This window comes from Sphingosinicella soli, assembly GCF_014199685.1.
Classification (GTDB): Bacteria; Pseudomonadota; Alphaproteobacteria; order Sphingomonadales; family Sphingomonadaceae; genus Sphingosinicella; species Sphingosinicella soli.
This window is the reverse complement of sequence record NZ_JACHNZ010000013.1, coordinates 63,859-88,026: the sequence shown is the minus strand read 5'-3', so window position 1 is coordinate 88,026 and position 24,168 is coordinate 63,859. Positions and strand designations below refer to the sequence as shown.

Here is a 24,168-nt window from a genome sequence, read left to right as displayed (position 1 = left end):
CGTCAAAACCCGTCTGCTCAAGGTTCGTCTCCTTCCACGACCTTGAATCAGAACTCCAACTCAAAGGGAATCCTGTGAATGCAGACAGCTCCTAGGGTGCGTGGGGAAAAGCGGGAACCGGTTTTTCGCAGAAAACGATGCACCCACAAAGATTTAGTGCTGTTTCATGTCATCTTCTGACTGAACGCACCCCATAGGCTCAATCGATATCGATCCACACCGGCGCGTGATCCGAGGCCTTTTCCAGCCCCCGCGCCTCGCGGTCCACGGTGGCGTTCGTCAGCCGGTCGGCAGCGCGCGGGCAGAGCAGGAAGTGGTCGATCCGAAGGCCCGCGTTTCGCGGCCAGCATCCGGCCTGATAATCCCAGAACGTGTAGAGATGATCGTCTGACGGGTGGACGCTGCGCAGCGCCTCCGTCCAGCCCTGATTGACGATGCGGCGGAGCGCGGCGCGCGATTCGGGCTGCACGAGCGCGTCGTTTTCCATCGCCTTGATGCTGAACACGTCGCGGTCTTCGGGCGCGACATTATAGTCTCCCGCGAGCACCGTGAGCGTTTCGGACTCGCGCAGCATCGCCGCGCGCGCCTCCAGCCGCTTCATCCAGCCGAGCTTGTAATCGAACTTCGGTCCCGGCTGCGGGTTGCCGTTGGGCAGATAGATGGACGCGATGCGAACACCGTTCACTTCGGCTTCGAGATAGCGCGCCTGCTCGTCCGTCTCGTCGCCGGGGAGGCCGCGCTGCATCTCGATCGCCGGTTCGCGGCTAAGGATGGCGACGCCGTTGAAGCCCTTCTGGCCGTGGACGAGCACGTGATAGCCCGCAGCCTCGATATCGGACGCGGGAAAGCGCTCGTCGATGCACTTGATTTCCTGCAGGCAGGCGACGTCTGGCTTCCGGCTTTCCAGCCATTCGAGCAGGCGCGGCAGCCGCGCGGCGATTCCGTTTACGTTGAAGGTGGCGATACGCATGGCTGACGGCTAACCCGTCACGCGCATGCGGTCAAACCGAGAAGGATGTCCCGCAGCCGCAGCCCGAAGCCGCGTTGGGATTGCGCACCTGAAACGATGCGCCGCCGAGGCTTTCGACGAAATCCACTTCGGACCCTTCCAGAAGGTCGAGGCTGACCGGATCGACAACGAGCTTCACGCCCGCCGTTTCGGTGGTGAGATCATCAGGCGCGATCGCGGTTTCCAGGCCGAAGCGATACTGGAAGCCCGCACAGCCGCCGCCATCGACCGAAAGCCGAAGGATTGCAGGCACGCCGCCCTGACGGACGGCAATGGCCGCGACACGCGCGGCAGCGGATTCGGTGAGGTGGAGTGCGCTCATGGCCTATAGATAGGCGCTTGCAGGACGCGATTCAATGACGCGTGGGTGCGTCGCGGGAAACGATTAGTGGCCGGCCGGTTCCGCAGGCCCGCCGACCGCGATGGCGCCTGCGCTCTGCTGCGCGGCGAGCACCCGGTCGCCGGCTTCGAGGAACGGCATCGGGTTCACCTGGCGGCCGTCGATCAGCACTTCGTAGTGAAGGTGGCTGCCGGTGGAGCGCCCTGTCGAGCCCATGCCGCCGATCTGTTCGCCGCGGGCGACGCGGTCGCCCTTCTTCACGTCGAGACGCGACATGTGGCCGTAGCGCGTCACGATGCCCGCGCCGTGATCGATTTCGACATATTTGCCGTAACCACCCGGATGATACCGCGAATCAACGACGACGCCGTCCGCCGCCGCGTGGATCGGTTCGCCGACCGGGCCTGCGAGATCGACACCCTTGTGCATTGCGGTGTCGCCCGAGAACGGATCATAGCGGACGCCGTAGCCCGACGTGTAGGTATAGGACTTCACCGGCTTCAGCGACGGGATCGCGCTCATGCCCTTTTCGAGCAGATCGAGCTTCTGCCAGCTGGCGAACAGCGCCTTGAACTGCGGCTCTGCGCCCGTGAGCGGCGAGTCTGCCGTCTCCTCGGGTCCACCCATGCCGAATGTCGACTGCTTGAGAAAACGCGCCGGCTGAAGTCCCAGACGACGAATGAGCGCGCTCGATGTCTCGAAGCGGGCGTCGGCCGCCGTGCGGGCATGATCTGCCAGCGCAAGCTGTGCGCGGTCCAGTTCGGCAAGCGGTTTCAGAACCGCTGAGCCGGCCACGGCCGCTGCAGGGGCAAGTGCGGGCATCAGCGCGCCAAGCTGCGCCGGATCCGCCTTGCCGGAAACGAGTTGAGCGAGAAACTGCTGGCGCTGCTCGACGCGGGCGGTCGTTTTCGCAACGCCCTGACGCAGAGCGGCGAGTTCAGCGCGCATGGTGGTGACTTCACTCTCCGCCGTGGCTTCGACCGAGCTGCTGCCGATCATCGCGCTCGTGGCCACCGCAGTGTAGGTGAACAGCGCGGCAAGGCCGGCAAGGCCCATGACCTGCACGCGCGTCGTCAGGCGGTACACCTGCATGCCGACATCGCGCTTGTAATGAAGAAATTCCCGCTCGGGCAGCCGCTTTGCGACCTTGTCCCGAACCTGGGATGCGACCTTGTTGATTTCCAGCACCAAATGAGACCCCCGCACTGCGCGAACGCGCGTCCGCGCAATAGATTCGTCTAACTCGTGTTTGGACCCATGCCCTCTGAGCCCGGAGCGTTAGGTGACAAGCCGCCTAAGCGCTTGCAAGTGAATCATAAAATGCCGGGGTCAGTCCGGCCTCGATTCGCGCCGAGTCGTTGAACGGGCGTTTGAGCGCACCTTTGAATCGGGAACCGACAAGGGTTTTGAACGTTTGTTCCGGCCCGATTCGCAAGCCATCGCAAAGGTGCCGGAACCAGCGGTTTCCTACCGAAACGTGAATAATTTCATCGTGATATATGGTGTTCAGGATGTCGGCGCTGAGCGTATCGCCCGCCGCGCGCAGCCGCGCTTCGGTCGCCGGGGTCACGTCGAGGCCGCGCGCTTCGAGCACCTGCGGCACCACGGCGAGCCGTGCGAGCAGGTCGTCCGCGGTCGCCATCGCAGCCTCCCACAGCCCGTCGTGCGCGGGCAGATCGCCGTAGGCGGCACCGAGGTCGGAGAGCCGATCGGCGAGCAGCCCGAAGTGCCGCGCCTCATCGTCCGCCACCGCCACCCAGTCGTCGGTGAAGGCGCGCGGCATGGCCCCGCCGAACCGCCCCGCCGCATCCCAGGCGAGGTCGATGGCGTTGAACTCGATGTGCGCGAGCGCGTGCAGCAGCGCGATCCGGCTGCGCTCCGAGCCCGCCCTGCCGCGCTTCGGCATCTGCGAGGGCGGCAGCAATTCCGGGCGCGGAGGCCGGGCCGGGCGCTCCGGCATCGCCGCATCGTAGACGGCGGCGACCTCGCCTGCACGCCAGCGCGCCGCGTAGTGCCTTGAAAGCCGGGCCTTTTCAGTGGGGTCCGCCGTCAGCAGAACGGCGGCGGCGGCCGCACCGATCGCGTCAGCCAAGCGCCTGCGCCGCCTTCAGAACGGCTTCGGCGTGGCCGGGCACCTTCACCTTGTGCCAGACTTCCGCGATCTTGCCATCGCGGCCGATCAGGAAGGTGGCGCGCTCGATGCCCATGTATTTGCGGCCGTAGAGCGTTTTTTCGACCCATACGCCGTACGCCTCGATCGCGGTCGCGTCCGGATCGGACCCGAGCTTCACGCCCAGATCATGCTTGGCGCGGAATTTCCCGTGCTTGGCGACGGTATCCTTGGAAACGCCGATCACTTCGGTGTCGGCCTTGGCGAATTCGGGCAGCAGCCCGGTAAAATCGATCGCCTCGCGCGTGCAGCCGGATGTGTCGTCCTTGGGATAGAAATAGAGCACGAGCTTCTTGCCCGCGAAATCCTTCAGCGACAGCGCGCCCTCCTCGCTGTCGAGCGTGAAGGCCGGTGCCTTCGATCCCGGCTTCGTCATCATCGTGCCTTTCGTTTGACCTCGAAAACCGCTTCCCAGGCGGCAAGAACCGCCCTTTTGGCGTCTTCCAGCGCGGCTTTCAATGTGTCGAAATCGGCCATGCCCGTGGCGGCCGCCAGCATCGCCTTCGCCGACGCCGGCTGTTTCTGGGGCTCGTCCCCTTCGATAAGCCGCATGACGACGAGCAGACGCGTCATCAGCTCATGGGCCGCGAGGACATCTCCGGCGAGCACGCCCGCATTCACGAAATGCGCCGTCGCCGCGCCGAGATCGGGATCAAAGCCCTCGCGGCGGGAAAGCTGGAGGAAGTGCACGATGAATTCCAGGTCGATGAGTCCGCCAGCCGCGTGCTTCACATCCCACAGGCCGCCGCCCGAATGCGCTTTCACCATGTCGCCGCGCATTTCCAGCACCTCTGCCTTGAAGCGCTCCGTATCGCGCGGCTTCATCAGCGCAGCGGAAATGCCGCCCGAAACGGCGGCGCGGTCTTCGTCTGTCCCGTAAACGACGCGCGCGCGGGTGAGCGCCATATGCTCCCAGCTCCACGCCTCCTCCCGCTGATAGCGCGCGAACGTATCGATATTGACCGCGAGCAGCCCCTGCTGGCCGGACGGGCGCAGGCGCGTATCCACCTCGAACAGCGGCCCCGCCGCCGTGCTGACGGTCAGCGCGCCCGTCAGCCGCTGGCCGAGGCGGTTGAACCATGTCGTGGCGGGCAGCGGCTTGCCGCCGTCCGACATCGCTTCGTGATGACCGCTGAACAGGAACACGAGATCGAGATCGGACTTTTCGGTGAGGACCGCGCCGCCGTAGCGCCCGAAGCCGAGCACCAGCAGACGCCCGCCGGGCACGCGCCCGTGCGTTTCGGCGAACTCGGCCTGCACCGCATCGGCGAGCACGGCGATTGCGGCGTCGGCGAGCTTGGCATGATCGCGGCCGACGCGAATCGGGTCTGCGCCGCCCTCGATGATCTGCACGCCGAGCTGGAAACGCCGCTCCGCCACGAAGCGCCGCACCTCGTCGAGCTTCAGTTCGAGCGCGCCGTGGCGGCGCAGCCGCGCGCGCAGCATGTCGGTGAGGTCTTCGGCGCACGGCAGCGGCGCGAACGCCTCGTTCGACAGCATGATGTCGACGATTTCGGGCCGCCGCGCGAGCTTGCCCGCAAGCACCGGCGCCAGTTCCAGAACGCGTGCGAGCAGCAGCGCCACGCGGGGGTTCGCCTCGATGAGCGCGAAGAACTGGATCGAAGACGGCAGCGCGCCGAGGAAGTCATCGAAACGCAGCAGCGCCTCGCGTCCGGTTCCAGCCTCGGCGAACGCGGCGACGAGGCCGGGCAACGCGCTTTCCAGCTCGCGCTGCGCCGCATCGCTGCGCAGCGCGCGGTAGCTGCGGTCGCGCCAGCGAGCGATGAGATCGGCAAGATCGGCGTGCGGACCGATCCCCGCCGTCTTGAGCGCGGCCTTGAGCTGGGCGGGCTGGCGGGGCAGCCGGTCCACCTCCGCCTCGGCGATCAGCGCATCGTAGATACGGCCCACGGCCGCTGCGTGGCGCTTGATGTCCCGCTCCATCGCCGCCCAGTCACGAAAACCCGAAAGCAGCGCCAGATCCTTGCGTTCGGGCGCGCGCGTGGGGATCTGGTGCGTCTGCGCATCCTCCAGCATCTGCAGGCGATGTTCGGCCGTGCGCAGCAGGCGGTAGGCGGCGGCGAGCGTTTCGGCCTCCTCCGTCTTGATGCGCTCCGCCGCGACCAGCGCCGCAAGCGCATCGAGCGTCGCGGGCTGGCGCAGCGTCCAGTCGCGCCCGCCGAAGATCAGCTGGTGGATCTGCGCGAAGAACTCCACCTCGCGAATGCCGCCGCGCCCGCGCTTCAGGCAATAGCCCGGGCCGACATCCTGACGTTCATCGTAGTGATCGCGGATCATCAGCGACATGTCCTGGATGTCGCGCACCGCCGTGTAATCGAGCGAGCGGCGCCAGACGAAGGGCTCGATCGCGGCGAGGAAATCCTCGCCCATCTTCATGTCGCCGCCGACAGCGCGCGCGCGGATGAACGCCGCGCGCTCCCACGCCAGCGCCTCGGACTGGTAATAGGCCTCCGCACCCCGGATCGGCATGGCGATCGGTGTCACTTCGGAGGCCGGACGCAGGCGCAGATCGACGCGGAACACATAGCCGCCCGAATCGCGCGCCTGCATCAGCTCCACCATGCGGCGGGCGATGCGGACGGCGGTATTGTCAGGGTCGTCGCCCTCGCGCAGCGCAAGCCGGTCGCGGTCGTAGAGCAGGATCAGATCGACATCGCTCGAATAGTTCAGCTCGCGGCTGCCGAGCTTGCCGAGCGCGATGGCGGTGAAGCCGTCCGGCCCGGCGCCGGACATGCGCTCGTCGACGGCGATGCGGATCGCGCGGTCGATGGCGCGGTCGGCAAGGTCCGAAAGCGCCGCCGTCACCTTTTCGAGCGGCCAGCGGCCCGAGATGTCGGCGAGCGCAATGGCGATAGCCGCGATCCGCTTCGCCTCGCGCATGGCCGCCCCGTCGGCAGGACCGGCGAGCAGCGCCAGCGCCGTCTCCATTAGCGGTTCGGGGCCGTCCGCCAGGTAACGCAGGAGGATGTCCTCCTCGCGGCGCATCAGCCCCCGCAGATACGGAGAGTGGGTCCATGCGCGCGCGCAGGCGTCCACATCCTGCGGTGCGGCGGCAACCGCCGCGTCAGCGAGGATACGTGCAAGTTCGGCCGGCAGCGCTGGCGTTTTCTCCGCCAAGGAGAGCCCTTTCGTTATTCGCGCGCCAGCTGATCCACCTGTCCCATGATCTCGTCAAGCGCCGTCGTGCCCGATGCGGTCGAACCGCGGCGCGAAGGCAGCCTGCCTTCGGAGATGACCAGTTCGAGCGCCGCGCGGCCGCGCGCGACGCGGCTCTTGATGGTGCCGACCGCGCAATCGCAGATCGTCGCGGCCTCCTCGTAGGCGAAGCCGCCCGCCCCCACGAGGATCAGCGCCTCGCGCTGCGCCTGCGGCAGCTCGAGGAGCGCGCGCTGCAAATCGGCAAGCTCGATCTGCTTGTCCTGCCCGGCGGGCGCGGACAGCAGCCGATCGGCGACAAGTTCGTCCCATTCGCCCTTGAAGCGCGCGCGGCGCATCTGGCTGAGGAACAGGTTGCGCAGGATGATGAAGGTCCACGCGCGGATGTTCGTCCCCGCCTGGAAGCGGTCTCGCGCCGCCCACGCCTTCAGCAGCGTTTCCTGCACGAGGTCGTCGGCCGTGTCGCGGTTGCCTGAAAGCGAACGGCCGAAGGCGCGAAGCTGCGGGATGATCGCCGACAGTTCGTCCTTGAAATCCTTGTCGGAAAGCTGTCCGGCTTTCGTTTCCTCGGGGCCCGTTTCGAGCCGCGCGAGCAGATCGAGAAAAACCTGGGGCAGCGGCTGCGTCGCCGCCTCCGCATAAGCGGAACGAAGAAAGCCGCCGATCTCGTCCGCGCCCACAGGGCTTACGCCGGCGCTGCGGCCGACCGTCTGTTCGATCATTCTATCCCCCTAGATCCAAGGTTCAGCGCGACCAGAAGAAGACCAGCGCCGAGAAGATTACGACCACCAGCGTGACCGAGAACAACAGGACGTACCGAACGATATGCGGGGTTTCCCCGGCTCTCGCCTTGTTCGTCCCCAGGGTTTCGTGGTCCTGTTCCATGGCGTTTGGCTCCTGTCTGTGAAGGCTATGCCCCCGCCCGCCCGTTCACAAGGCGGGCGGAAGGCACCATCATTGCATCGCCGCCGTACTGTTGAAGAAAAGCGCCTGAGCGATCGCCGCGGAAACGGTCGAGCGCTGAAACGGCTTGGTGATGAGAAACGTCGGTTCCGGCCGCTCGCCGGTGAGCAGACGCTCGGGAAACGCGGTGATGAAGATCACGGGCACCGTGAAGCGGCTGAGAATTTCCTTCACCGCATCGATGCCCGAACTGTCGTCGGCAAGCTGGATGTCCGCGAGCACGAGGCCGGGCTGGGATTCGATCGCCAGCGCCACGGCTTCATCGCGCGTAACGGCGATGCCGGTCACGTCGTGGCCGAGATCGCGCACGATGCTGTCGAGGTCCATGCCGATAATGGGCTCGTCCTCGATGATGAGCACACGCGTGCGCGTCTGGCGGCCGATCTCGTCCATCGCTTCCTTCACGAGCCCCGAAACGCCGTCGGGATCGAGATCGATGAGATAGCCGACATCCTCGTGCGAGAAGCCTTCCATCGCCGTCAGCAGCAGCGCCTGGCGCGACAGCGGCGTGATCGCGGCAAGCCGCTGATGCGCCGCGCGTTCGAAATCGGATGCGCCCGGCTGTTCCGAATCGACGTCGATGTTCGACGACGCCCAGATCACGTGGAACGTGCGATAGAGCGCCAAGCGCTCGTCGACATCGCTCGGGAAATCCTGAGGTGCGCTCACGATCGCTTCCAGCGCCGCGCGCACATACGTATCACCGTCCCGCTGCGTTCCCGTCAGCGCGCGCGCATAACGGCGGAGCAACGGGAGATGCGGCGCGAGTTTCGCAGCCAATGTCATATAGCCTTCTGCCTCCTTGACGTCCGGTCACGCCCGAATGGTGACCGGCACCCTTTTCGTAAGTGACGCCCATCAGTGGAACGGTCGAGGGTTTCTTTTGTTTCGCCCCATACTTAAGTTCGTTTGGGACAATGTTGGAATCAACCGAAATCCAAGGTTCGGGGCCGAGACGCTCTCTATCGTTTCAGCTTGCCGTCGCACTCACGCTGGCTCTGTTGCCGATCGGCGTGCTCGCCGCCGTGCTTGCCGCAGACGGTATCCGCAGCACGCGCGAGGCGGAACTCGTGCGCGCCGAGGACCAGTTCCGAACGACGGCGCGCGTCGTCGATGATCTGCTCAGCGTCGATTTTCTCGTGCTGCGCGCGCTGCTCCGCAACGAAAGCGGCCTTCAGGACGGGCGAACATGCAATACCGAAGCCGCCAACGCGCTCGACGACGCGGAGACGTTCGATGCCCTCGTCTGGGCCGACATGCTCGGGCGGCCGGTCTGTGAAAGCCGGGGCGGCACCAAACCTTCAACGGCGGAACTCACGCGACTTGCTGCGGAAGGCGAACGTGAAAACCTGATCTGGCCCGGCGGCGACCACGTATTTTTTGCGGTGCGGGAGGCCGCTTCAAGGGGGCAGCCCGGCCTTATCGTGGCCACCGCATCGATATCACGCCTGCAGGCGCGCCTGCGCGAGATCGCGGCGATGGAGGGCGATGTCACGGTCTGGCTGGGCGACAAGGCCATCGTGGGCGATCCGCCGCCCGGCATCTCTGCTCCCGGCGGGCTGCTGACGGTGCGGCGTGTCAGCGAGCCCGGACAGAGCGACAATGTGGTCGCGTCGGGTCCGCTGTCCATCGCGCCGTTTGCGCTCACTACGGTCGTTCCCGGCGCACGGCTTGCCTTTGCCGACATACTGGCGATCGCGGCGCCGTCGCTGATGTGGATTGCCGCGCTGCTGATCGGCTGGATGGTCGTGCAGCGCTTCGTCGTGCGCCCGCTTCAGAACATGGCATCGGGCGTTCGCGCCTACGGCGCTGGAAACGATCACGTGCGCCTTTCCGGGGCAGCGGGGCAGACCGACGAGATGCAGGCCTTTGCGGAAACCTTTGACGCAATGGCCAAGAACATGGCGGACGCCCGGCAGGACGTGGACACCGCGCTCACCGAGCAGCGGCGCCTGACGCGTGAAGTTCATCACCGCGTGAAGAACAACCTGCAGATCATCACCAGCCTCATCAGCATCCAGGCGCGCGAGGCCGAAGGCGGCGACGTGTCGCGCGCCTACGCCAGCATTCAGATGCGCGTGGGGGCGCTGTCGATCGTACACCGCTGGCTTTACGAGGAAAGCGCCGCGCACGGCGTCGATTTCACGGCGCTCACCCAGGATCTCTGCGCCAGCCTCCAGCAGACCATTCCCACGGCGAAACTCGTCGAGCCGCGCATCAATACGCATCTCGAACGCCTGCACATCAGCCAGGACGCCGCCGTACCGCTCGCCTTCCTCATCACGGAGGTTATCGCCTTCGCCGCGCGGCTCGCAGCGGCGGAGGGAGACACAAGGTTGACGATAGACATTCACGTCAAGCGCACGGAAACCGGCGGCGAGCTTCAAATCTGCTCCGACGCTTTCGGGGAAAAGGATGCGCTCGCCCCCACCGAAACGCGCGCCGCCGCGCGTATCGTAAGCGGCATGGTCCGGCAGCTTCGCGGCCGCCTCGTCTTCGATTCGGGCGTCCCCTGCTATACGGTCGAGTTTCCCCTGAAACAGAGGCCGGATAAAATTCTTTCAGACGCCGGAACCAAGCCTGCGATCGGGAGTTGATGCAACACGGACAGCGAACTCTGCCCCCCGCTCTCGCTGTCCCCACAGAGCCCGTTTGCCTGCTCCCCCCGCCGGCATCGGGCTCTTTTCTTTTTATACCGGCCTGAGAACGACCGGATGCAACCTATTAGGGCGCCGACCGTTTCCACTCGGCAGTTTGTTGGGAGAAAAAACATGCGCAAGAACCTGGGTACAAAGCTCGTCGTCGTCGTTGCCTTCCTCGCCGCTGCGGCTTGCAACACGGTCGAAGGCGTCGGCAAGGACGTGCAGTCGGCCGGCGAAGCGGTAGAAGACACGGCAAACTAAACGTCGAGTGAGGGAAGCGGGGGCGCGGCTATTCGGCCGCGTTCCCGGCTTCTTCCGCCGCCGATTCTGCCGCTGAGAGTTTCGCGGCGCGCCGGTTGGTGAGAACGATACCGATGATCCCCACCTCATACAAAATCATGAGCGGGATCGCCAAAAGCAGCTGGGAAATAACGTCCGGCGGCGTGAGCACCGCAGCCACGACGAAAGCGCCGACGATCGCATAGCGACGAAACGAGCGGAGTTGCGCGACATCCACGATCCCCGCGCGCGCCAGCAGCATCAGCAGTACCGGCAGCAGAAAACAGAATCCGAACGCGAAGATCAGCCCCATCACGAACGACAGATAGTCGTCCATGGCGGGAAGCGCCTGCTGCGGTATGCCCGCATCCGTCGTCTGGAACCCCAGCAGGAACGTGAAGACCGTGGGCATCACCACATAATAGGCCAGCGCCGCGCCTGCCGTGAAAAGCACCGGCGTCGCGATCAGGAACGGCAGGAACGCGCGTTTTTCCGATCGATAAAGTCCAGGCGCGATAAACAGCCAGAGCTGGTTGGTGATGATCGGAAAGGCCATCAGGAAAGACGCGAACAGCGCCACCTTGATTTCCACGAAGAACGCTTCGTAGAGCTTCGTATAGATCAGCTGCGAAGCCTTCGCCTTCACCAGAGGCTGCACCAGGAAGGCAAAGATGTCGTCGGCGAATGCAAAGCACACCGAAAACGCCAGGATGAGCGCGATCACGCAATAGAGCAGGCGTTGACGCAGCTCGATCAGGTGATCGAGCAAGGGCGCCTTGCTGTCGTCAATTTCTCTCATGATCGCGGCTTGCCGGTATCGGGATCGGGCGCTGTTTCCGGGGGCGGCGCTCCGGCTGCTGCGGCCTCGCCGTGCTGCGAAGGGGCGTCGGGCGCGGAAGGCGCTTCAGCCCCGGCCGGGTGCGCCTTCATGATCGCGGCGTTCTGCATTTCCCACTGCTTCTGCATATCCTCCATCTCCGCCTCGCGGATCATGGCATCAACGCCGGTGCGGAAATGGCGCGCCGTCGCGCGGGCCTTGCCGATCCAGTTGCCGACCGTGCGCAGCAGGCGCGGCAAATCCTTCGGGCCCACGACGAGCAGCGCAACGATCGCGATAACGAGGAGTTCGGGCGCGCCGACGTCGAACATGTATCCGTCCGGATCGAGGACTGTCAGCTACGCGGCGTTTCCTGCGGCGTTTCGCTGCGGATCGTCTGATCGGCCGCGTTCTGGCCGATCTGACGGGGCTGAGCGGGCGTTTCGTCCTCGGCAAGCCCCTTCTTGAAGCTTTTGATGCCCTTCGCGAGATCGCCCATCACGTCTGAAATCCGGCCTTTGCCGAACAGCAGTATGACGACGATGCCGACGATCAGCCAATGCCAGATGCTGAAACCACCCATGGTCCGTACTCCGTTTCCGCCGCCCGCGATATCGGCGGCGCTTCAGCCCCTGTCTAGTCCCTCCGCAGCAAAATTGCGAATCCTACGGAGCCTCGTCCTCCATTTCCTCTTCGATGTCCGGTTCGTCCGCCTCCGGGGTTTCGGGCGGCTTTTCGAAGTGGAGCTGGTTGAGCGCGACGTCGATCGGCTCCAGCAGTCCCGCCGCCTTGAGTTCGGCAAGGCCGGGCAGATCGCGCCGGGTGGTGAGACCGAAGTGGACGAGGAAGCCCTGTGTCGTCGCATAGAGCAGCGGCCGTCCCGGCACCTCGCGGCGGCCTGCGGGACGCACCCACCCGGCTTCCATCAGCACGTCGAGCGTGCCCTTGGAGATGGAAACGCCGCGGATTTCCTCGATCTGCGCGCGCGTCACGGGTTCGTGGTAGGCGATGATCGCCAGCGTTTCGAGCGCCGCGCGCGAGAGCTTGCGCGACTGTTCCTCCTCGCGGCTGAGGATATCGCCGAGGTCCGCTGCGGTCTGGAAATGCCATTTGCCGCCGCGCTGCACGAGATTGATGCCGCGCGGCGCATAGCTCTCGGCGAGGCTGTCGAGCAGCGGCTGCACGGGTGTGCCTTCGGGAAGAAACTCGGCGATCTGCTCGCGCGTCAGCGGCTTGTCGGCGGCGAACAGCGTCGCTTCGACAATGCGCTGGAACCGGAGATCGTCGTCAATCGCGTCGCTCATTGGCGCTTTCTGAGAAAGAGGGGGGCGAAACTGTCCGCCTGCGACAGCTCGGTCCGGCCGAGCCGCGTGAGTTCGAGCGCGGCGACGAAGCTGCTTGCGACGCTCGACCGCCGAAACTCCTCGTCCATGACGCCCTCGGGCAGAAAGCTCGACAGCACGGTCCAGTCCAGCGCGGTGCCGAGCATCGATTCGAGCCGCGCGAGCGCATCTTCGAGCGAGAACACAGGCCGGCGGCGGACGGCATATTCGCTGGGCGTCCGGCGGCTGCTGATCGCGCCGTAGGCTTTCAGAAGATCGTAGAGTTCGCAGTCCCACGAGGCGTTCTTCACCACGCGCACGCCTTCGGGCGCGCCGCGCATGAAGGCGTCGCGTCCGATCTGGTCGCGCGCCAGCAGCCGCGCCCCGGCTTCGCGCATCGCGTCGAGGCGCTGGAGACGGAGTTGCAGACGGAGCGCCAGTTCCTCGGCGCTCGGTTCCTCCTGCTCCTCCTTCGGCAGCAGCAGGCACGATTTAAGATAGGCGAGCCACGCCGCCATCACGAGGTAATCCGCCGCCAGTTCCAACCGCAGCTTTTTCGCGTCGGCGACGAAGACCAGATACTGCTCGACCAGCTCGAGGATCGAGATTCGCGCAAGATCAACCTTCTGCGCGCGCGCGAGGTGCAGGAGCACGTCGAGCGGCCCTTCCCAGCCCTCGATATCGAGGTTCAGGCGTTCGCTTTCGCTGCCGTTGAAGTCGAGCGACACGATATCGGTCATGCGGCGGAGACTAACAGTGCGTCGCGCCTCGCGACAAGCGCCGCGATATCGGTTTCGCCGTCCGCCGCCGCCCACGCCATCGCCCGCGCCAGCCGGTCGAGCGCCTGCGGCGTCATGTGCGGCGCGGCTTCGCAAAGCGCGGCGTTCTCGGCGAAGTCGCCGCTGCAGTGGAGCGCGAGGTCGCAGCCCGCCGCGATGACCCCCGCCAGCCGCTCGGGCAGCGTCCCGCCAAGCGCGCGCATGCCGAGATCGTCCGCCATCAGCAGTCCGTCAAAGTCGATCGCTGCCCGAATCGTCTGCGCGACGACAATGCGCGACTGCGACGCGCAGGCGTCAGGATCGAGCGCTTCGTAAAGCACATGCGCCGTCATCGCCATCGGCGCGGCGGCGAGCGCGCGGAACGGCGCAAAGTCGGTTTCGAGCGCAGCGATGTCCGCCGTCACCACCGGCAGTTCGAGGTGGCTGTCCGTCGCTGCGCGCCCGTGGCCGGGGATATGCTTGACGACGCCCACCACCCCGCCCGCGCGCAGACCGCGCAAAACCGCGTCCCCGAGTGAGGCCACCGCTCCCGGCTCCTGCGCAAAGGCCCTGTCGCCGATGATATCGTGCGCGCCGGGAACCGGCACGTCGAGCACCGGCAGGCAGCCGACGCTGATGCCGAGGTCCGCGAGCGTCAGGGCGATCGCCTTGGCATTCATCCGTGCCGCTTCGATGGCAGTCACCGGCGCGACGGCGAACGCTTCGCCGAAACGCCGTGCGGGCGGAAATTCGGGCCAGTGCGGCGGGGCGAGCCGCGCCACGCGCCCGCCTTCCTGATCGATCAGGATCGGCAGATCATCCCGCCCGGCAAGCGCGCGCAGATCGGCGGTCAGCGCCCGCACCTGCTCCGGCGTGTCGATGTTGCGCGCGAAGAGAATATAGCCCGCCGGGTTCGCCGCCCTGAACAGCGCGCGTTCGTCGTCGGTGATCGTCCGGCCCGAAAGGCCGAGCAGCAGCGGCGTCACGCGCGGCTCAGCGCACGATCACGCACTGTTCGCCCGCCGCCTGGACGGCAGCACAGACACTGCCCGCCTGCGCTTCCGAGGCGATGCCGCCCGCGCGCAGCCGGTAGAGCGTCTTGCCCCCGGCTTCGACGGGCTGCACCGACTTGCGGAGCCCGCCGAGCGCGCCGACGCGGCCCGACAGCTTGGACCAGACCTGATCGGCGCTCGCCGTGCTGTTGAACGCGCCGAGCTGGACGGTGACACTGCCTGCCGCCTGCACGGGCGCCGGTCTCGCAGGCTCCGGCCTGGGCGCCGGCTTTTTCGGTTCCGGCACCGGCGCAACCTTCGCGGGCGCCTTTTCGACCACTTTGGGCAGCGCCTTTTCGGCGGGAGCCTTCTGCGCCGGGGGCGGCACGGTTGCCGCCGGGCGGGGTTCCGGCACCGGCGCGGCGGAAATCACCGGCACGGGCTCTTCGGGGATCATGCCGATCGCCAGTTCGCTATCGGGCTCCTGCCCTTCCGCCACCGAGTGCGTCAGGCTGTCGGCATCGACATCGAGACCGCCGGGGTTGTCGGGGCGCATCTTGTAGGGGCCTTCCGCCGCCTGGATCAGCGGCACCTCGTCGGTCGCCGCGATCGGATCGGTGCCGCGCCCGCCGCCGATCCATTCGACGACGAACCAGAGCACCGCAACCGTCGCCACGATGATCGCGCCCGCGATGATGAGCCCGCGATAGGGAAAGGCCCCGCCTTCGTCCTCGTCCTCGGGCTCGGCGGCTTCGAGCCAGGGCAGCGCATCCTCGTCTTCATCGTCCCGGTAACCGCGCGCCATCTCAGTGCATCTCCTCGACCGGGGTTACCCCCATCACATGCAGACCGTTCGCGATAACCTGCCCCACCGCGCGGGCCAATGCCAGCCTCGCATTGGTGATGCCGGGGTCGCCTTCGATCAGATAGCGTTTGGAGGGGTCGTCGTTGCCGCGGTTCCAGTTGGCGTGGAAGGCAGCGGCAAGATCGCCCAGATAGAAGGCGATGCGGTGCGGTTCGTGGGCGTTCGCCGCCGCCTCGACAATGCGCGGCCACTGCGCCGCGAGGCGCACGAGATCGAGTTCGGTGCTGTCGAGCCGCGCGAGATCGGGCGCCGACGGCGCCGCGATCGTCATTCCCGCCTCCGCCGCGCGCCGCGCCAGCGAATAAATCCGCGCATGTGCATATTGCACGTAGAAAACCGGATTGTCCTTCGACTGCTCGACCACCTTGGCGAAATCGAAATCGAGCGGCGCATCGGCGCGCCGCGTCAGCATCATGAAGCGCACGACGTCCTTGCCGACCTCGCGCACCACGTCCGCGAGCGTCACGAACGAGCCCGAGCGCTTCGACATCTTCACCGGCTCGCCCGCGCGGAACAGGCGCACCATCTGCACGAGCTTCACGTCGAAGGGCTTGCCGTCCGTCAATGCCGCGACCGCCGCCTGGATGCGCTTCACCGTGCCCGCATGGTCGGCGCCCCAGATGTCGATCAGCTGGTCGGCGCGCTCCGCCTTGCGCTTGTGATACGCCATGTCGGCGCCGAAATAGGTCCACGACCCGTCCGACTTTTTCAGCGGCCGATCCACATCGTCGCCGAACGCGGTCGAACGGAACAGTGTCAGCTCCACCGGCTCCCAATCGTCGGGAAGCTCGCCCTTCGGCGGCTCCAGCACGCCTTCGTAAACATAGCCCTTGGCGCGCAGCTCGGCCTCGGCGCGGTCCGCCTCGCCCGCCGCCTGCACCTCGGCTTCCGATGAAAACAGGTCGTGGTGAATGCCGAGCAGCGCAAGATCGGCCTTGATGAGCACCAGCATGGCATCGACCGCGCGCGTGCGGAACAGCGCCAGCCATTCGCCCTCGGGCTTGCCGACATACCGATCGCCGAACTCCGCCGCGAGCGCCGCGCCCACCGGCTTCAGATAGTCGCCCGGATAGAGGCCTTCGGGAATCTCGCCGATATCCTCGCCCAGCGCCTCGCGGTAGCGCAGATGCACCGAGCGTGCGAGCACGTCCACCTGCCCGCCCGCGTCGTTCACATAATATTCGCGCGTCACCTTGTGGCCCGCGAATTCGAGCAGCGCGGCGAGCGCATCGCCGACGACAGCGCCCCGGCAGTGCCCCATGTGCATCGGGCCGGTCGGGTTCGCCGAAACATACTCGACGTTGATATGATCGCCTCTGCCCTCACCGGCGCGGCCATAATCGCCGCCTGCCGCCAGAACGGCATTCAGTTCGTCGATCCATATGGACGGATCGAGGCGGATGTTGATGAAGCCCGGCCCCGCCACGTCCACGGACGCCACACCGCCCGCCTTCGCCAGCGCGGCGGCGAGCGGCTCGGCGATGGCGCGCGGGTTCTTGCCCGCAGGCTTCGCCAGCACCATCGCGGCGTTGGTGGCGAGGTCGCCGTGCGAGGGGTCGCGCGGCGGCTCCAGCGCCACGGCCTTGCGGTCGAGCCCGGCCGGGATCGTGCCTGCGGCTTCCAGCGCATCGAGCGCGGCGTGGACCGCCGCCGTATAGGTTTCAAAAACAGTGCTCACGACCAGGCCCGCTCTCTGCAAGGATGAGATTTGACCGGGGCCTTACACCGCTTTCACCGCGCGCGCCAAGCATCCGTCACCCGCGCGCACGGGTGGCGGGCGCGCGCGTCAAAATTCATCCGTAACGGTTTCTTATCGGCCTTCGCCCATGATGGGCTGACACGAACCCCTTTCAAAGAGTATGTGTACGCCGACTCAATGAATCGCGTGATTGCCTTTGTATTTCTGGTGCTTATCGCCGCCCTCGCGGGCGGTGAAGCGCGTGCGGACGCGCGCTATTGTCATGCCGTAACGGACCTGTCGGCGGCAAAACCGGGCGCCTTTGCCTGTTCGGGGACGCCTGCGGACTATCATCAGCGCAGTCTCTGGCTGAAGATCGAGGTGCCGACCGATTCGCGCATCGTCTATGTGCATCAAACCCGCTTCGATCGGCTAACGGCGCTTTTCGTCTACGAGGACGGACACACGGCAGCGCAAACGGTGCGTCGCGGCAATTACGGCGCGCACTGGCGGCTTGGCGGACAGATCGCGTTCGAACCGCCCGTCCTCGCCGCGCCGGTCAAAACCGTCATGCTGCGCTTCGACGGGCTCGCAAGCCACGAGCTGCTCAGAATCCGCCTGCCCGGCGCCGACGAGGCGAACGCGCAGGCTGCGGCGCTGCCGGTCATCGTCGGCGGCACCATCGCACTCCTTACGCTCGGCGCGCTCTACACGCTGTCGGTGGGCATCGCGCTGCGGCGCGAATACCTGCTGTGGCACGGGCTGTGGGCGGTCACGATGGTTGTCTGGGGTTTGCTCTGGTCGCAGCTTGCATTGGTCGCGGCGCCCGGCATCGCCGGCTGGTCGTCGCAGATCTGCACCTTCCTTGCATGCCTCGCCGTCACGCTTGCCACCGTCAGCGGCGTCAAGGCGCTGGGAGAGACGATGGGTCCGCGCGCGCTGCGTTTCGGCACGCTGATGCTCGGCTTTCTCATGATCCCGATCGGCATCATGGTTGCGCTGGAAACCGGCGCCGCGCTCGGCTGGCAGCGCACGGCGCTCGGCGTACTCACCTTGTCGGTCCTCGCGCTTGTCACGTACAGCCTCGTCAAGGGCTGCCGCGCCGGGAACGCCGATGCGAAGGCGCTTGCATGGGCATGGGCCGTGCCCATGGTGACGCTGGCGCTCACCCAGATCGTCGATATGGACCCCTGGGTCTTCGGCGGCGGGCCGCAGGTCGTGATGCTCATCGCCGCCGCGCTCCAGACCGTCTGGCTGTCGATCGCCGTCACGATACGCATTGCGCACCTTCGCGAGGAACGCGACCGCGCGCGCGCCGCCGAAGCGCGGATGAGCGAACTGGCCAGCCGCGATGCGCTGACCGGGCTTCTCAACCGGCGCGGCTTCGTGGATCGCGCCGAATTCATGATCGAGGCCCGCTCCTCGCCGGAAGAACATTTCGGCCTGCTGCTGATCGATGTCGATCACTTCAAGCGCGTCAACGATACCTACGGCCATGAAACGGGCGACGCCGTGCTCTGCCGCATCGCGCGCCGCCTCGAACGCTGGGAAGGGCCGCTGTGCGTTTCCGGGCGCATCGGCGGCGAGGAGTTCGTGCTCGGCATCACCGGCCTGACCCCGATCGGGATCCGCCAGTTCGCCGAAAGCGTGCGGCGCGGGATCGCCGATCAGCATCATCCCGAGCTGCGCATCGGCCACGTCGTGACGGTCAGCATCGGCGTCGCCTCGGCAGACCGCGCGCTCGGCTTCCAGCGCCTTTACGGCTGGGCCGATCAGGAGCTTTACAGGGCGAAGGCGAGCGGGCGGAACCGCGTGGCGTTTCACACCGGCGACCGGATGCCGCAGGCGGCTACCGGCTGATCAGATGATCGCGCCCGGCGGAAACGTGATCCGTCCGCCCAGCACCTCGAAGGTCTTCAGCGCGTAACGATCGGTCATTCCGGCGATGAAATCCGCGATGTGCCGCGCGCGCCCGGGTTCCGATGCCGGGAGCCGCGCCCCCCAGTCCGCAGGCAGTTGCGACGGGTCGGCGTGCAGCGTGTCGAACAGTTCGCCCGTCACCGCGGCGGCGGGCTCGCGCATCGCGAGGTTGCGCGCATGGAAATACATGTTTGCATAAAGGAACCGCTTCAGATCGCGCTCTGCGGCCTGCATCGGTTCGGAAAACCCCACGACGGGCGCGTCTGCACGGCGGATGGCGTCCACGTCGGCGGGCGCCAGCGCGGCCAGCCGCCGCGTGGTTTCATCGATCAGGTCGTCGGCCATGCGCCCGATCTGGAACCGCACGAGTTCCGCCGCCAGCCTGTCGTCAGGCGCGCCGGGATGCAGCGCCCGCACCGCCTCCAGGCATTCGGCGACGAGCGGCACCGCCGCCGCGACCTCTTCGAGCGTGAACAATCCCGCGCGCAGCCCGTCGTCGAGATCGTGATTGTCATAGGCGATGTCGTCGGAAAGCGCGGCAAGCTGCGCTTCGGCGCCCGCGTGCGTGGCGAGTTCGAGATCGTGGCGCGCATTATAGCCTGCAAGTGCCCAGCCCGGAGACGCCACCGGCCCGTTGTGCTTGGCAAGCCCTTCCAGCGTCTCCCACGAAAGGTTCAGCCCGTCGAAATCGGCGTAGCGGACTTCGAGCGCCGTCAGCATCCTGATCGTGTGGCCGTTGTGATCGAAGCCGCCCCACGGCGCCATGCGCGCGGCAAGCACGTCCTCGCCGACATGGCCGAAGGGCGGATGCCCCAGATCGTGCGCCAGGCAAAGCGCTTCGGTCAGGTCTTCGTTCAGCCCCAGCGTGCGCGCGACGGCGCGGCCGATCTGCGCGACTTCCAGGCTGTGGGTCAGCCGCGTGCGGAAATGGTCGCCGTCGGGCGACACGAACACCTGCGTCTTGTGCTTCAGGCGGCGGAATGCCGTCGAGTGGATGATGCGGTCGCGGTCGCGCTGAAACGCGTCGCGGCGCGCGCTCGGTTTTTCGGAATGAAGCCGCCCCCGCGAAACCGCAGGGTCAGAGGCATAGCGCGCGGCCATCAAAGCGGCGCGATTGAAGAGCCGGCGGGTGCCCGGTTGATATACGAGTCCACGCCCGCCGCTTTCAGGCGCCGCGAAACCTTCTGCGCGTCGTCGGCGGAGCGGAACGGGCCGATCAGCAGGCGGTGCGTGCCGGCGGCGCTTTGCACATAGGCGTTGTAGTTGCCGATCGCCCCGGCCTTGCGCTTGAACCGCGCGAGATCGCCCGCAACGAGCCCGCGCTCGGGGCTGCTCGACAATTGCAGCCAGATATATGCCGCCCGCAGCTGCGCGGGAGAGAGTTTCGGCAGTCCGGCAGGCAGCGGCTCGGCTTTGGGCGCAGGCTTTCCGGCAGCGGGCTTTGCGGCGGCGGGTTTCGCGGGAGCCGGTTCCGCGCGCGGCGGCGGGCTTTCGATCACCCGCGCTTGCTCCACGATCGGTTCGGGCGGCGATGCCTGCACGACTTCGGGCGCTTTTACCTCTGCCTGGACCTGCGCCTGCGCCTGCACCTGCGGGGGCCGGGCCGTGTCGGGCAGGATGCCGAGATGAACGGCAGCCGCTTTCGCAGCCGGGGTCGGCAGGCTGGTGATCCGCTCGAGCACGTCCCCCGCCGCCGATGCCGCCTGCGGACTGAGGTTGGCCGTCGCGATGCGCCGCGCGAGATCGAGCCGCCCGCCGAGCGCGTGGACGAGCACCAGCGTGCGTTCGAAGCTCGCCTGTCCCGATGCCAGATCGGCCTCGGGTTGCAACAGCTGCATCGCCGCCTCGTTGTCGCCGCCGATCGCAAGGCTCAGCGCCAGGTGCTCGATGATCGATCGGTCTCCCGGAACGCGCTGCATCGCATCGGCATAGGCGATCTGGGCATTCTTGCTTTGCCCGAGCAGGTCGAACGCAAGGCCGCGCTGCATGGCGATCGCGGCGAGCGGTCCGCCTGCGGCCTCGGCGAGCGCGAACGATTTCTGCGCCTCCGTCGGGCGGTTCTGCTGCACCAGCGCGGCGCCGACCGCAAGGTGGGCGAGCCCGTCCTTCGGTGTCGCCCGCACCCAGCGCTCCGCGTACGAGAGCGCCTGCGGCATCCGCATCGCGAGCGACACTTCGGTCGATGCCCGCAGCGCCGCCACGAAGCCCGGATCGATCCCGAGCGCGCGTTCATAGAAGCTCAGCGCCAGCATGAAGTCGCTGGAGGCGCGCGCGTGGTCGCCGATGGTCACGAGCCGCGCCGGGTTGCTCAGCGCCGCAACCGCCGTGTCTTCCTTTTCCTTGCGCGCCTGGGCGAGCGACGGGTCCGCCGTGGCGGCAATCAGCAGAAAGGCGGTGGCGGCGCGGATCATGTGGCGACAGCCTTCGCGCTTTGCAGCGCCTCTATGTCCGCATCCGAATAGCCGAGTTCGCGGAGGATTGCCGCCGTATCGGCGCCCGAGCGCGGTGCCGGTGTCGGCGTGTCCGTCCGCGTTTCCGAATAGCGCGGCGCGGGCGCGGGCTGCGTCATGCCGCCGACGTCGATGAACGTGCCGCGCGCCGCATTGTGCGGATGCAGGGGCGCCTCGGTCAGCGACAGCACCGGCGCGAAGCACACGTCCGTGCCTTCCATCAGCGCGGTCCATTCCTCGCGCGTTTTCGTCAGGAACAGCGCCGTCAGCCTGGCCTTGAGCGGACCCCACCGCGACGGGTCCATCTGCGCATCGAATTCCGCGTCGTTCTCAAGCCCCGCGATACGGCGCAGCGCGGCGTAGAACTGCGGCTCGATCGCGCCGATCGAGATATGGCCGCCGCCCTTGCAGGCGTATGTGTCATAGAAGTGCGCGCCCGAGTCGAGCATGTTGACGCCGCGTTCGTCCTTCCACACGCCCTGCCCGAAGAAGCCCCAGATCATGCCCATCAGCACGGCGGAGCCGTCGGTCATCGCGACGTCGAGCACCTGGCCCTTGCCCGTCTTCTGTGCCGAAAGCAGCGCTGCGGCCATGCCGAACGCAAGCATCATGCCGCCGCCGCCGAAATCGCCGACCATGTTGATCGGCGGCGTCGGCTGCTCGCCCGCGCGGCCATAGGCGTGAAGCGCGCCCGAAAGCGCGATATAGTTGATGTCGTGTCCCACGGCGCTGGCGAGCGGGCCGGTTTGTCCCCAGCCGGTCATGCGTCCGTAAACGAGGCGCGGATTGTCGCCGAGCAGCACATCGGGGCCGAGCCCCAGCCGTTCCATCACACCGGGCCGCAGCCCTTCGATAAGGCCGTCGGCGGTCTTCACCAGCCTGCGCACGACAGCGACGCCCTCGGGCGATTTCAGATCGACGACGATCGAGCGCCGCGAGCGGCCGAGCACGGTCTCCTGCGCGCCGCCGGGCCTGTCGATGCGGATCACCTCAGCGCCGTGGTCGGCCAGCATCATGCCCGCGAAAGGCGCCGGCCCAAGCCCCGCCATTTCGATGATACGAACGCCCGAAAGCGGTCCCGCCATGCTTTTCCCTCTCCTGTCATCGATTTGCGACGCCCCGTCGATGCGGTCAAGCGGCGTGCGCAGGCAAGGTCACGAAACAAAGAGGGCCGGGTTTGCCGCCCGGCCCTCTTTGTCTGCCTGATCTGAGGATCAGTCGTTGACCTGACGGCGGAAGAACCGCGGAATTTCCAGCGGATCCTGCCCCGCCGGCTCTTCGGGCGCGGGCGCCGGTTCGTCGGCGCGCGCCTTGTCGGCGCCGCGGCTCAGATTCATCATCCGCTCGAACAGCGTCGGGCCCGGCCGGGGATCTTCGCGTGTCTGGCGCGGCGCGACATAGGGGCGCTCGACCGGCTCGTTGATCGGCGCGGGCGCCGCGGCGACCGGCTCCGGCTCGGCTTCGCGCACCGGCTGCGCCTGCGGCTCGGGCATGCGCAGCGGCATCACATTGTCCGAAAACCCGGGCTGCGCGTCTTCGATCAGTGCGGCCTCGGCAACGGCAGGCTCCTCCGCCATCACCGGCGGTTCGAGCGTGATCTGCGCTTCCTCGGGCTGCGTCGTGGGCGCGGGCGCGGCGACAGCCGGGCGGATGGCCGGGCCTGCGGGCGCGAAGCTGCCCGCGACCGCGCCGAAACCGCTCACCGAGTTGGACGTCCGCGCAAGCTGCTCGGCCGACTTCGTCGCCATGTCGATCCCCGTCGCGACGACCGACACGCGCATCTTGCCGTCAAGGTTCGCGTTGAACGCCGAGCCGACGATGATGTTCGCGTCCGGATCGACCATCTCGCGGATGTGGTTCGCGGCTTCATCGACTTCCATCAGGCGCAGATCTTCGCCGCCGGTGATGTTGATGATGACGCCCTTGGCGCCGCGCATCGAAACTTCGTCGAGCAGCGGGTTGGCGATCGCCTTTTCCGCCGCTTCGATGGCGCGGTTTTCGCCTTCGGCCTCGCCGGTGCCCATCATCGCCTTGCCCATCTCGCTCATCACGGTGCGGATGTCGGCGAAGTCGAGGTTGATGAGGCCGGGCATGATCATCAGATCGGTGATGCCGCGCACGCCTTGGTGCAGCACCTGGTCGGCCATTGCGAACGCGTCCTTGAACGTCGTGTTGGCGTTGGCGATCAGGAACAGGTTCTGGTTCGGAATGATGATGAGCGTATCGACATGCTTCTGAAGCTCGGCGATGCCTTCTTCGGCCGAGCGCATGCGGCGCGCGCCTTCGAACGCGAACGGCTTGGTGACGACGCCGACAGTGAGGATGCCGCGTTCGCGCGCCGCCTTGGCGACGACGGGCGCCGCGCCGGTGCCGGTGCCGCCGCCCATGCCTGCGGTGATGAAGCACATGTGGGAACCGTCGAGCGCACCTTCGATCTCCGAGAGCGTCTCCTCGGCGGCCGCGCGGCCGATTTCAGGGCGCGAACCGGCGCCGAGCCCCTGCGTGATCTTGAGCCCGAGCTGCAGCCGGGTTTCCGCCGTCGCCGCCGAAAGCGCCTGCGCATCGGTGTTCGCCACCACGAAATCGACACCTTCGAGGCCCGAAGAGATCATGTTCGCGACTGCGTTGCCGCCGGCGCCGCCGACGCCGATCACCGTAATCCGCGGCTTCAGTTCGGTGAGTTCGGGGCGTTGCAACTCAAGACTCATGATGCTCTCCTTCGGCGCCGGCGCCCCCCACAAGAGCGCATTTGTTAAACACTACGACAGGATCGATTCCGCGTGAAT

The 24,168-nt window shown here is 66.8% G+C and carries 24 protein-coding genes; 3 read left to right on the top strand and 21 right to left on the bottom strand.

Translation table 11 applies throughout. From position 1 onward, the window contains the following. Positions 1-199: 199 nt before the first annotated feature. The 9 genes from xth to GGQ98_RS07270 all read right to left on the bottom strand — a co-directional run bounded on the left by xth (position 200) and on the right by GGQ98_RS07270 (position 8,445). The gene (gene xth, locus GGQ98_RS07310) at positions 200-970 is read right to left on the bottom strand and encodes an exodeoxyribonuclease III (RefSeq protein ID WP_184067292.1); all 771 of its coding nucleotides are present in this window, start codon (positions 968-970) and stop codon (positions 200-202) included. A 31-nt stretch (positions 971-1,001) separates the two neighbouring features. Then, the gene (erpA, locus tag GGQ98_RS07305) at positions 1,002-1,331 is read right to left on the bottom strand and encodes an iron-sulfur cluster insertion protein ErpA (protein ID WP_184067289.1); all 330 of its coding nucleotides are present in this window, start codon (positions 1,329-1,331) and stop codon (positions 1,002-1,004) included. 63 nt (positions 1,332-1,394) lie between these two features. Continuing rightward, complete coding sequence (locus tag GGQ98_RS07300) at positions 1,395-2,537, bottom strand: M23 family metallopeptidase (protein ID WP_341534157.1); 1,143 nt, start codon at positions 2,535-2,537, stop codon at positions 1,395-1,397. Positions 2,538-2,643: 106 nt separating this feature from the next. Then, a complete protein-coding gene (locus GGQ98_RS07295; RefSeq protein ID WP_184067283.1) occupies positions 2,644-3,441 on the bottom strand; it encodes a ferritin-like domain-containing protein in 798 nt (265 codons plus the stop codon). After that, entirely contained in the window at positions 3,434-3,895 is a 462-nt protein-coding gene (locus GGQ98_RS07290; protein ID WP_184067304.1) for a peroxiredoxin, read from the bottom strand. The genes GGQ98_RS07295 and GGQ98_RS07290 overlap by 8 nt, the downstream gene beginning before the upstream one ends. Next, positions 3,895-6,657 carry a bifunctional [glutamine synthetase] adenylyltransferase/[glutamine synthetase]-adenylyl-L-tyrosine phosphorylase gene (locus GGQ98_RS07285; RefSeq protein ID WP_243451747.1) on the bottom strand — a complete coding sequence of 921 codons (2,763 nt, stop codon included), beginning with the start codon at positions 6,655-6,657 and terminating at the stop codon, positions 3,895-3,897. The genes GGQ98_RS07290 and GGQ98_RS07285 overlap by 1 nt, the downstream gene beginning before the upstream one ends. A 14-nt stretch (positions 6,658-6,671) precedes the next feature. Then, complete coding sequence (locus GGQ98_RS07280) at positions 6,672-7,418, bottom strand: NepR family anti-sigma factor (protein ID WP_184067280.1); 747 nt, start codon at positions 7,416-7,418, stop codon at positions 6,672-6,674. Between the two features lie 22 nt (positions 7,419-7,440). Continuing rightward, complete coding sequence (locus GGQ98_RS07275) at positions 7,441-7,581, bottom strand: hypothetical protein (RefSeq protein ID WP_184067277.1); 141 nt, start codon at positions 7,579-7,581, stop codon at positions 7,441-7,443. A gap of 69 nt (positions 7,582-7,650) precedes the next feature. Then, positions 7,651-8,445 (bottom strand): response regulator, encoded by a 795-nt coding sequence (locus GGQ98_RS07270; RefSeq protein ID WP_184067274.1) that lies wholly within the window; start codon positions 8,443-8,445, stop codon positions 7,651-7,653. 134 nt (positions 8,446-8,579) lie between these two features. Here GGQ98_RS07270 and GGQ98_RS07265 point away from each other — a divergent pair, with 134 nt between their 5' ends. Together GGQ98_RS07265 and GGQ98_RS07260 are read left to right on the top strand one after the other, a co-directional pair. Continuing rightward, complete coding sequence (locus tag GGQ98_RS07265) at positions 8,580-10,256, top strand: sensor histidine kinase (protein ID WP_184067272.1); 1,677 nt, start codon at positions 8,580-8,582, stop codon at positions 10,254-10,256. 174 nt (positions 10,257-10,430) lie between these two features. After that, positions 10,431-10,562: an entericidin A/B family lipoprotein gene (locus GGQ98_RS07260; RefSeq protein WP_184067269.1), complete on the top strand. Its 132-nt coding sequence runs from the start codon at positions 10,431-10,433 to the stop codon at positions 10,560-10,562. Between the two features lie 28 nt (positions 10,563-10,590). On the opposite strand, the gene tatC is transcribed toward GGQ98_RS07260, so the two are convergent. From tatC to argS, 8 genes are all read right to left on the bottom strand, one after another. Beyond that, positions 10,591-11,379 carry a twin-arginine translocase subunit TatC gene (tatC, locus tag GGQ98_RS07255; protein ID WP_184067266.1) on the bottom strand — a complete coding sequence of 263 codons (789 nt, stop codon included), beginning with the start codon at positions 11,377-11,379 and terminating at the stop codon, positions 10,591-10,593. Continuing rightward, positions 11,376-11,729 carry a Sec-independent protein translocase protein TatB gene (gene tatB / locus GGQ98_RS07250; protein ID WP_184067263.1) on the bottom strand — a complete coding sequence of 118 codons (354 nt, stop codon included), beginning with the start codon at positions 11,727-11,729 and terminating at the stop codon, positions 11,376-11,378. Before tatB ends, tatC begins: the two co-directional genes overlap by 4 nt. 23 nt (positions 11,730-11,752) lie before the next feature. Further along, positions 11,753-11,980 (bottom strand): twin-arginine translocase TatA/TatE family subunit, encoded by a 228-nt coding sequence (locus tag GGQ98_RS07245; RefSeq protein WP_184067260.1) that lies wholly within the window; start codon positions 11,978-11,980, stop codon positions 11,753-11,755. An 82-nt stretch (positions 11,981-12,062) separates the two neighbouring features. Beyond that, complete coding sequence (gene scpB / locus GGQ98_RS07240; RefSeq protein WP_184067257.1) at positions 12,063-12,701, bottom strand: SMC-Scp complex subunit ScpB; 639 nt, start codon at positions 12,699-12,701, stop codon at positions 12,063-12,065. Then, a complete protein-coding gene (locus GGQ98_RS07235) occupies positions 12,698-13,459 on the bottom strand; it encodes a segregation and condensation protein A (protein WP_184067255.1) in 762 nt (253 codons plus the stop codon). The genes scpB and GGQ98_RS07235 overlap by 4 nt, the downstream gene beginning before the upstream one ends. Beyond that, a complete protein-coding gene (gene nagZ / locus GGQ98_RS07230) occupies positions 13,456-14,463 on the bottom strand; it encodes a beta-N-acetylhexosaminidase (RefSeq protein WP_184067252.1) in 1,008 nt (335 codons plus the stop codon). The genes GGQ98_RS07235 and nagZ overlap by 4 nt, the downstream gene beginning before the upstream one ends. A gap of 7 nt (positions 14,464-14,470) precedes the next feature. Continuing rightward, the gene (locus GGQ98_RS07225) at positions 14,471-15,274 is read right to left on the bottom strand and encodes an SPOR domain-containing protein (protein WP_184067249.1); all 804 of its coding nucleotides are present in this window, start codon (positions 15,272-15,274) and stop codon (positions 14,471-14,473) included. Position 15,275: 1 nt separating this feature from the next. Beyond that, positions 15,276-17,012: an arginine--tRNA ligase gene (gene argS / locus GGQ98_RS07220; protein WP_184067245.1), complete on the bottom strand. Its 1,737-nt coding sequence runs from the start codon at positions 17,010-17,012 to the stop codon at positions 15,276-15,278. Positions 17,013-17,210: 198 nt separating this feature from the next. Here argS and GGQ98_RS07215 point away from each other — a divergent pair, with 198 nt between their 5' ends. Beyond that, complete coding sequence (locus GGQ98_RS07215) at positions 17,211-18,872, top strand: GGDEF domain-containing protein (RefSeq protein ID WP_184067242.1); 1,662 nt, start codon at positions 17,211-17,213, stop codon at positions 18,870-18,872. Here the strand turns inward: GGQ98_RS07215 and GGQ98_RS07210 are convergent, their stop codons facing one another. The 4 genes from GGQ98_RS07210 to ftsZ form a co-directional block, all read right to left on the bottom strand. Next, entirely contained in the window at positions 18,873-20,033 is a 1,161-nt protein-coding gene (locus GGQ98_RS07210; RefSeq protein WP_184067239.1) for a deoxyguanosinetriphosphate triphosphohydrolase, read from the bottom strand. Beyond that, positions 20,033-21,343 (bottom strand): SPOR domain-containing protein, encoded by a 1,311-nt coding sequence (locus GGQ98_RS07205; RefSeq protein WP_184067235.1) that lies wholly within the window; start codon positions 21,341-21,343, stop codon positions 20,033-20,035. The genes GGQ98_RS07210 and GGQ98_RS07205 overlap by 1 nt, the downstream gene beginning before the upstream one ends. Continuing rightward, on the bottom strand, positions 21,340-22,467 hold the full coding sequence (locus tag GGQ98_RS07200; RefSeq protein ID WP_184067232.1) for a CaiB/BaiF CoA transferase family protein: 1,128 nt from the start codon (positions 22,465-22,467) through the stop codon (positions 21,340-21,342). Before GGQ98_RS07200 ends, GGQ98_RS07205 begins: the two co-directional genes overlap by 4 nt. A gap of 129 nt (positions 22,468-22,596) precedes the next feature. Further along, entirely contained in the window at positions 22,597-24,090 is a 1,494-nt protein-coding gene (gene ftsZ / locus GGQ98_RS07195; RefSeq protein WP_184067229.1) for a cell division protein FtsZ, read from the bottom strand. Positions 24,091-24,168: the final 78 nt, after the last annotated feature.